This window comes from Mucilaginibacter sp. (genome assembly GCF_028288105.1).
Lineage (GTDB): Bacteria > Bacteroidota > Bacteroidia > Sphingobacteriales > Sphingobacteriaceae > Mucilaginibacter.
Genome location: NZ_JAQBOI010000265.1, coordinates 1 through 9299, shown reverse-complemented (window position 1 = coordinate 9299; position 9299 = coordinate 1). Strand labels below are relative to the sequence as shown.

The 9299-nt window shown below is 41.0% G+C and carries 9 protein-coding genes; 4 read left to right on the top strand and 5 right to left on the bottom strand.

The features are described 5' to 3' along the window. Window positions 1-792 (top strand): OmpA family protein (locus tag JWQ85_RS17920; protein ID WP_299470377.1); only part of this gene is annotated, 792 nt, incomplete at its 5' end. 130 nt (window positions 793-922) lie between these two features. On the opposite strand, the gene JWQ85_RS17915 is transcribed toward JWQ85_RS17920, so the two are convergent. Continuing rightward, window positions 923-1306, bottom strand: a complete 384-nt coding sequence (locus tag JWQ85_RS17915) for an SRPBCC domain-containing protein (RefSeq protein ID WP_299470376.1) — start codon at window positions 1304-1306, stop codon at window positions 923-925. A gap of 514 nt (window positions 1307-1820) precedes the next feature. Then, the gene (locus tag JWQ85_RS17910; protein WP_299470375.1) at window positions 1821-2408 is read right to left on the bottom strand and encodes an acetate uptake transporter; all 588 of its coding nucleotides are present in this window, start codon (window positions 2406-2408) and stop codon (window positions 1821-1823) included. Between the two features lie 103 nt (window positions 2409-2511). On the opposite strand from JWQ85_RS17910, the gene gpmA reads away from it, so the two are divergent. Beyond that, window positions 2512-3201, top strand: coding sequence for a 2,3-diphosphoglycerate-dependent phosphoglycerate mutase (gpmA, locus tag JWQ85_RS17905; protein ID WP_299470374.1), 690 nt, complete (start codon window positions 2512-2514; stop codon window positions 3199-3201). Window positions 3202-3276: 75 nt separating this feature from the next. Here the strand turns inward: gpmA and JWQ85_RS17900 are convergent, their stop codons facing one another. Then, entirely contained in the window at window positions 3277-6087 is a 2811-nt protein-coding gene (locus JWQ85_RS17900; protein WP_299470373.1) for a prolyl oligopeptidase family serine peptidase, read from the bottom strand. Between the two features lie 139 nt (window positions 6088-6226). Between JWQ85_RS17900 and JWQ85_RS17895 the strand changes: the two genes are divergently transcribed. Further along, a complete protein-coding gene (locus JWQ85_RS17895) occupies window positions 6227-6775 on the top strand; it encodes a phage tail protein (protein ID WP_299470372.1) in 549 nt (182 codons plus the stop codon). A gap of 17 nt (window positions 6776-6792) precedes the next feature. Here JWQ85_RS17895 and JWQ85_RS17890 read toward each other — a convergent pair whose 3' ends face one another. Together JWQ85_RS17890 and lepB are read right to left on the bottom strand one after the other, a co-directional pair. Then, complete coding sequence (locus JWQ85_RS17890; RefSeq protein WP_299470371.1) at window positions 6793-7116, bottom strand: hypothetical protein; 324 nt, start codon at window positions 7114-7116, stop codon at window positions 6793-6795. Window positions 7117-7302: 186 nt separating this feature from the next. Then, a complete protein-coding gene (lepB, locus tag JWQ85_RS17885; RefSeq protein WP_299470370.1) occupies window positions 7303-8403 on the bottom strand; it encodes a signal peptidase I in 1101 nt (366 codons plus the stop codon). A 246-nt stretch (window positions 8404-8649) separates the two neighbouring features. On the opposite strand from lepB, the gene JWQ85_RS17880 reads away from it, so the two are divergent. Then, window positions 8650-9299, top strand: a 650-nt coding sequence (locus JWQ85_RS17880) for a biotin/lipoyl-binding protein (RefSeq protein ID WP_299470369.1), incomplete at its 3' end; no start/stop codon positions are given.

Genomic DNA, 9299 nt, shown 5'->3' with positions numbered 1-9299 from the left:
AAAGTGAACTTAGGTTCGAACGTAAATTTAGATTTAGGTTACCAGGTTAACTTTGTACAATCAGACACCGTTGATGGTTACAACACAGGTGGTTCAAACGACAGGTTCTCTTATGCTCACGCAGGTTTAGAGTTTTTGTTGGGTAGCTCAAAAACACCTAACATGGCTACTTACAACCCGGTTAACTCATTGCGTACCGAGTATGTATGGAAAAACGAGCAAACTAAAGCTATGTTACAATCACAGATCGATGCTGAAAAAGCTAAGAACGATCAGTTAAGAACAGACCTTAACACAACCAACGCAAACTTGGCTAAATTATCAGTTGATAGCGATGGCGACGGTGTATTAGACCTTAATGATAAGTGCCCTAACACACCTGCCGGTACTAAGGTAGATGGTTCTGGCTGCCCATTGGCTAAACCAGTTGTTTACGTTACTGAAGAAGACAAACGTGTTGTTAAGGACGCGATAAATAACCTTGAATTTGACTTAGGTAAAGCAACTATTCGCCCTAAATCATTCCCAAGCTTAGACAGGGTTGCTAACTTATTAACTGAGAAAAACTTCAGCTTAAAATTAGCGGGTCACACAGATAATACTGGTTCAGATGCTTTAAACTTAAGGTTATCAAAAGACCGTGCAGAATCAATAAAATCTTACCTGGTTAGCAAAGGCGCAAATGCTTCACGTATAGAAGCTACAGGTTACGGTGAAAGCCAGCCAATAGCTACTAACAAAACAGCAGCAGGTCGTCAGCAAAACCGTCGTGTAGAGTTCACTTTATACTAAGGGACAGATTCAAGACTATTAGAGTCAAGAATCAAGATTTTAAATAAAAGAGCCGCTCCAATATGGGGCGGCTCTTTTGCTATGTATTTATATATCTTAATTCTTATGTCTTATCGTCTTGCCTCTCTAATTATCCTACCGCGAAGAAGTCTGCAAGGTTACCAAAATAACTGTCATTCCAACCTTCGGCGATATCTGTAAAATCATCATCAGGGATATTTACGTGCCTTAACTCTACAGATGAGCCATGCGGATCAGGATGTATTTTAATGGTAACGATAGATTCGTCGCTCTGCCCGTCAAAATACCACTGTTGTACAATTTTCTTTCCTTCTTCAAACTCCAGGTTCTTACCCACAATACTGCCTTCCCAAAGGGAAAACTCCGAGCCGGGTTCGGTAGACATTTGGGCTTTTTCACCTGTCCACAATTCTAAGGTTAGGGGATTGGTAAGCGCCGTGTACACCTCTTCAGGAGTAGCGGGTAACGTATAATATTTTTTAAGATCTTTCACAGGCGCAATTTAGCAGAAATATTTGAGAGCCTCACAAGGCAAACGCGTCAAACCTTTAGATTTTGACCTGTTACCCATTGAACTAAACAGCATTGTTCCATCTGTTCCATTTTAAAACGGAACAAAATGGAACAGATGGAACACTTTGATAATCAATTTATTACTACGACAAAATCTTGTCAGTAGTTAAACAAGAACTTTATAATAAATCTATTAATGTTCTTATTTACAATCATTTAGAAAAATACGGTTTTGTTCCACTTTTTGGGAAATAGAACAGGAAATCGTCTGGCAAAATGCGACTTTTTTTAGTCTTTTTTCGGCCTTAGTTCGCCCTTTTAGGGTGCATAATTCAGCCACAAACAAAAGCAGCTATTTTTTATAAATGATTGATTTATAAAAAGTTCATAATTTAAAGCTGTTCCACTTTGTTCCATAATGAACACCGCTTTTTGGTTGATAAACTGCGACACATCATGAAATGATCTTCTTCCAAAGAAGGGATAGGGTAAGGCTATTTAACCGTCCCGATAGGCAAAACAGTTCTGCCGTAAACTTCATTAAGCACACCTGCTATACCCGTATATATTGCTGATAAGCCACATATTATACCTTCGTAACCGGCTAAGTGTTTAATGCTTTCGTCACCGGTGGCATCGCCCCAAACTAATAATGCGAAAAGTATAGTTAAAGAGCCAAAAACAAACTGTAATGCACGGTTTAGTTTTAATGTACCAAAGAACAGGCAAAAAGTAAATAAGCCCCATATACCTAAGTAAGCGCACATGGCACCTTCGGTAGGTTTTGTTCCCCAACCCAGTTTTGGCATTACTATTAACCCAACCAACGATAGCCAGAAGAAGCCATAAGATGTAAATGCAGTAAGCCCGAATGTGTTGTTCTTTTTAGCTTCGATAATGCCGGCAATTACCTGTGCCAGTCCGCCATAAAAAATGCCCATTGCCAATATCATGGCATTCAGCTCAAAAAAGCCTGCGTTATGCACATTCAATAAAACGGTGGTCATGCCGAAGGCACACAGGCCTAATGGGGCGGGGTTGGCTATGCCATCCTTAACAACTACTGGAGTGGTAGGTATCATAATAAAGTTTAAATTTGGTTTATAAATCGCAATCTAATCGAAATAAAACGAATTAGCAATAGTTTTTTAAACTGAACACTTCATTAAACGTTACCTATTGATTATGCAGAAATTAGTATTGATACGCCACGGAGAAAGTGTTTGGAACCAGGAGAACCGCTTTACCGGGTGGACGGATGTAGACCTATCCGAAGAGGGTCTGCAGCAAGCTATACACGCCGGCGAACTACTTGCAAAACACAGTTATACATTTGATATCGGTTTCACTTCGGTATTAAAACGGAGCATAAAAACTATGCATTTTGTGCTGGAACAAGTAGACCACCTGTGGATCCCGGTGCATAAATCATGGCGCTTAAACGAGCGTTTTTACGGTGCCCTGCAAGGCCTTAACAAAGCCGAAACCATAGAAAAATATGGCGAAGAGCAAGTGCAAAAATGGCGTCGCGACCCGCATGAACATCCGCCTGCTATTACTGAACAGGATGACCGTTTCCCTGGGCATTACCTGCGCTATAACGATCTTACATATCGCGAATTACCCCTAACCGAAAACCTAAGCGAAACCATGGATAGGGCATTACCATTCTGGCATGAAAGCATAGTCCCGGCCATTCGCGAAAACAAAAAGGTAATTATATGTGCCCATGGTAACAGCCTGAGGGCGCTTATACAATACATTGAAAACCTAAGCGACGAAGATGTAGCCAAACTTGATATCCCCACTGCAACGCCCTGGGTATATGAATTGGATGAAAGGCTTAACTCTATCAGGCATTATTATTTGAAATAGCTTTTGAGTTGGCAGTTAAAAGTTGGCAGTTTGCAATATATTACTGATAACTGCAAACCGCCCACTGCAAACTATCTACTGCCCACTTAATTCAAACCCCCAATCTTTACCCTTATCAACAGCAGGCACACCTTTATCCAGCCATACCGGCATTGGTGCACCTTTCAGGAAATGGTCAAAAAATTGTGCTTCGCGGATGCTGATATCTTTACGGTTCTGGCGTTTTACCAGGTTATGGGCCTCATCGTTATATTGCAGCAGCCAAACGGGCTTACCTAATCTGCGCAGGGCGGTAAACATTTCTATCCCTTGGTACCATGGCACGGCGCCATCCGCATCGTTAGACATGATCACCACCGGCGTTTTTACTTTCGGTAACTGAAAAAGGGGAGAGTTCTCAATATATAAGCTTGGTTTATCCCACAAGGTAGCGCCAATACGGCTCTGTGTCCTTTCGTACTGCGATTGCCTGTTGATGCCGCTTTCCCAACGGATACCACCATAAGCCGAAGTCATGTTAGCAACCGGCGCACCCGCCCATGCTGCTGCATACATATTTGTTTGGGTAATAAGATAAGCCACCTGGTAACCACCCCAACTTTGGCCTTGTATACCTATATGATTTCCATCAACCCATAGGTTTTTCTTTAAAGCTTCCACGCCCGAGTTAACAAACTCTACCGCTGAAGCACCCGGGTGACCAGTTTCATAACTAATATCCGGTGCAAAAACTAAATAACCGTTACTCACAAACCAGGAAATAGGTAAGCGCGACGGCGTAGGCGCAGGCGGAAGGTAGTTATACAAACCATCTGATAGCTTTTCATAAAAATAAGCGATCATCGGGTACTTTTTAGCCGGATCAAAATCCTCCGGTTTATATAAAATACCTTTTGAATGATAACCTTTTGGCGTTGTCCACGTTACAAGTTCGGCAGTGCCCCAATTATATTGGCTTTGCTGCGGATTGATAGTACTTAGTCTGACTTCTTTTACCAAATCTGTGGAAACATACAGATCAGGCGATTGGGTATAACTGTATTTTGTATAGATAAATACGGATGCATCTTTGGCTTTTTGCAGGCTGCTATAGCCCATCGGAACCATCACTACTTTTTTGGGGGCATAATCGCTGGCCAGATCCTTTTTATAATAACCCCATTGTTTGTTCTCATCGTTTTGTGCAATCAGCCACAATGTTTTTTTAGTTGGGATAAATTTTTCTTCGGGATCAGTAGCATTATATCTAAACGCTATCTTATACCTGCGGCCCATGCCATTGGTAAAGTTAGTGGCTTTGCCGGTAGCAGGGTCTACAGCCCAAATATCATAACGGTCATATATCAGTACGCGTTTGTCGTTTTCTTCCCACGCCGATACGCCATAAGCTGAAGGATCATCGGGTACATCATTATCTTCTTCACCCATTTTAACATGTGTACCTGCTGTTATATTCAGTTTTTTACCTGTAGCAATGTTATAGCTATGCCAGTTTTGATCTTTAGAATCAAACCAAACCACATAATTACCACCGGGTGAAATGCTGTACCGTGCCTTAAGGCGGTCGTTAATGCGCATATGTTCGCCTGTGTGGGTATTAATAAGGTAAGCCACCTGTTGGGTGCCGCCTTCCCATTGTGCCTGCACACGGGCGCCTGTATCAGTTAGCCCTAAAACAAAGGTTGCATCGTTATTGTCAGGAACCATTACCTCACGGATACCTTTATCGCCCAATTGTAGCAGCTTTTTAGCACCATCTGCCGGGCGGATAACCGCCTGATAACTGCGTTTAAGTTCGCGCTGCAGGTTCTTTAATTGCTGCGGTTGCAGATAGTCATCTTTGTAGTTCCAAATATCTACACGGGCATTTTCAAAATCAACAAGAGTGGTATCTGCCGGTTTTGGGATAGGGGCTGTACCAAAAAACAGGTTGTTGCCACTTTTACTGAAAAAAACTTTACCATCGCCACTTACGGCCCAATTAGCAGGCATACCGGCAGCGTTTGGCCCGGCAATAACTGTGGCGCTATCTTTTGAAGCCATGTAGTAATAAAGTTTAAAAGGCTTTACTAATGCCTTTTCCGGATTCTTTTCGGCGGTAAAGGCAAGTTGTTTACCTGCATCATCAAATGTTAAATTTTTGTAATTACCACGGCCGGTGCTTATTGTTTTCAGGGTATCCTTCTCAATATCGTACAAAAACAAACCCGATTTAACTATTTTATTTTTCTTAGGGGCGGTAACGGAGAATGCCAGCCACTTTCCGTTTTTAGTTAACTGATAATCGGTTACATAATGAAAACTACGGGTTTTGCCATTAAGTAATTGCTTTACAAAAAGCTCGGCACCTTCCCGGGTTGATGGGGCAATAGTGGTGGCAATGGCTTTCTTTGATGTATCAGATGCTTCCGGTTTCTTAACTGTATCGGCAGGGGAAAGGTAAGCCACAACAGACGCTTTTTCTGCAATTTTGAATGAGCGTATTGCCGGTATCTTCTGTACTGTGTTTTTGCCAAACGTTATAATCCCCAAGGTATCTTTCGGGAATTCAGATTGTTTCTTTTTTTTAATTTTTGCCTGGCGGATCTCTTTATAAAATGGCCGTATCAGAAAAACCGCGTATTTAGAATCGGGAGTGAAACGCACCGTATCTGCCCGCGGAATAGTAAGCCGGTTACTATTTTTTGAATCTGTTATTATCAGATCAGCATCACCTTCCTGAGGTTTTACTACATATGCTACCCGCTTACCATCGTTACTAATGCGCTCGTTAGCTATGCTCTGCCAACCATCATATACAGTATGATCAAGCGGTTTTTTGGAAGCCTTTTGTGCAACGGCGCACAAGCTGAACAATAGAAGAGCAGGAAGTAAAAGTTTTTTCATAATTAAAGGGGATGTAATCAGCCCTAATATCCTAAAATTTGAACCATCGGCCTATAATTGAAATGAAAAAGTTACAATGTACTATGATAAGCAGGGCAAATATTTTTTAACTTTAAAAACCAAACCTTATTACATACTTATGGAAACCATTTTACCACTGGGAACTATAATTGCCTTCGCCGGGCAAATAAACCCACAAACCTATCTATGCGGCGCAGATAATTTTAGCCCGTCGCCCAGCAATAATACCGGCTGGATCTTATGTGACGGATCCGAAGTTTCAGAAACCGTTTTCCCGATGTTATTTAATGCGATAGGGAATTTATATGGAGGATTTAACGGCTCTTTTTACGTGCCCGATTACAGGGGATACTTTTTAAGAGGGCTTGCTGTTAACGCCGGTCAGGATCCCGGTTTTGCCAACCGGATAAGATTACCAAACGGTGAAAATGCTGGCGTAGGCTCAACACAACAAGGTATGATTCAGCAGCATGAACATTTATATAATAATTATCCTGTTCAACAAGCGTCGGGGGGACAATACTTCGGGGCTGCTTCGATATCGCACCAGGAAATTAGCTCGACCACGGAATTATTGAGTAATGGTTATAATTTGAGCGGTGAAGAAACACGCCCCAAAAATATCTATGTAAACTACCTGATATACTCGGGTATAGGCCAGATGTAATTATTACCAATTCAGGATCAGTTTGCAGGCAGCAACTTTGAATCGGCCGCTATGATATTAAATAACCGGTTAAAAAATGCTTTGATTTTATCTGTTATAGATTGATGAGATACAGTAGGTTGTTGAAGCATATCCTGCAAATCATTGTTATCGGCAGGGTTCTCCATATTTTCCATTTCTTCCAAAACAAACTGGCGTACAGATGGGTCGCGGTTCACTATCTCATCCATTTCGGTAAGGTCCCTTAACGTAGCCTGGCCGTTTTTCCTTTTTTTCCAAAGGATCTCAAAGCGTTCTTGTGAGAAGGTCCGCCTGATAATGAACCGGTTATCTTTACTCATGATATTGATATTGGATTAATGTCCATCAAATCAAATGCCATGCTTATATAATGTTGATTTACAATATATTATATGAATATTAATAATATATTAACGGGCGGTTTCATTACAGGGAGTGTTCGGATACGTGCAGTTAACAGATAGATTTGACAGCCTTAGAAGCTGTCAAATCTCTTAATCTGATAATTAATTTATAGCTCTTAAAATTCTATTCCAGCGTATTTGGTTTAGCGGGGTTTGAGTGCTATCGATACTCATCCAGGTTATTTTTGCTTTGCCCACAATATGGTCTTCGGGTACAAAGCCCCAAAAACGCGAATCTTCAGAATTATGGCGATTATCGCCCATCATCCAGTAATAATTCATCTTAAAAGTATACGTGTCGGCTTTTTTGCCATTTATTAATACTGTATTACCATCACGGGTAACCTTATTGTGCTCGTAAACTTCTATTGAACGGCCATATAAACCCATTGTTGAATCGTTCAACTGAATAGTTGTGCCTCTTTTGGGTATAAGCAGCGGACCAAAATTATCTTCGCTCCATTTAATTTTCTCGTTATGCGGGAATATCTGCGGATTGTATTCGCCCTTTGGCTCAATAACAGGCTGTATAGATTTAATGTTTGAATAGCTTTTAAACTGGTTATAACTATCTGGTGGGATGATCATTTCATACAACGTTGGGCTATACTGCAACCTCACATCAATTTTAAGGTCGTGTATCATTTCGGGGTTAAGGTTATCAGGGGTGGTAGTTACCATGTATGATGTCTGGCTTTTTGGCGCGTTAGCAACTAATTTGCCATCAGCATAAACCTGGCCATTTACAATAGTAATTACATCGCCTGGGGTACCCACGCAACGCTTAATAAAGTGTGTACGCATATCAACCGGGCGGGCTACGCTTTCGGCCGGGTAATTAAATACAACAGCATCACCTTTTTTAACCTCACCTAATCCCGGTAAACGGAAATATGGTAGTTGTATGCCATCCCAATAGGTTTTTATCTTGCCACCCATTACTGTTGACTCTAAAAACGGAATTGATACAGGTGTCATTGGCATACGTGCACCGTAGGCAATTTTACTCACAAATAAATAATCGCCGGTTAACAGGCTGCCTTCCATTGATGCAGAAGGGATGGCATATGCCGAGAATAGTAAGCCACGGATAATTGTAGATGCAATTACTGCAAATAGTATGGCATCCAGCCATTCGCGTACCTTACCTTTTTTAGGTTTGTTAACTTCTTGTTTTTTGCGTGATACAAACTTCCAATTCATAGCTTATTGCGATTTATGTTTAACGGTGAGTTGATATTTGACTGCGGTTAATGCCATTTGTTACAAATGTTTTTTTAGTTAAATACCTGTGTTATCAAACACGAAACAGCGGTTTGCCCGCAATTGAAAAGCTTTGTCCGATATCGGACAAAATTCAAATGTTTAAAACACATAAGTATCTTAAAAACAACAATTTAACTTTGGTATAGCTCTTGCAAACCTCTTTCCAAACATTATCATAATAAAATGGATACGGTAATTGAAGAAGAAGTAACTGCACGTAAAAAAAAGAGTGCCATTATTATAGTAACAGTTGTAATTGCTGTACTTGCTATAGCTGTATGGTTGCTGCGTACATCGTTAAAATCAACCATCAAAAAAACAGAGATAACCACAGCGGTGGTAGATAAAGGCAGCGTAGAAAACACGCTTAACGCCACCGGCGAAGTATTGCCCGAATTTGAAGAGATATTAACCAGCCCCATTAATGCATCTATAAAAAAGGTGTTGATGGATGCAGGAAATAAAGTTAAGGCAGGGCAATCTATACTTACGCTTGATAAATCGGCCTCGCAAACCGAGTTTGAACGCTTAAACTTTCAGCTGCAAAGCAAACGGAACGAGATAAGCAAGCTTAAGCTGGACCTTAACAAAAGCTTTTTTGATATCCGATCAAATAACGATATCAAACAATTACGTATCAGCAACCTTGCCGATGCGGTTGAAAATGCCAAACGCCTTTTTAAAGCCGGAGGTGGTACCCGTGAAGGTATTGAACAAGCCGAACTAAACCTGAAGGTTGCCCAACTGGAAAAGAAGCAGCTGGAGAACGAGATAAAAAGCAAGCAGCAAACCATGCAGATAGAAATAAAGGAAGCGGAGATTGCCCTTGCCAT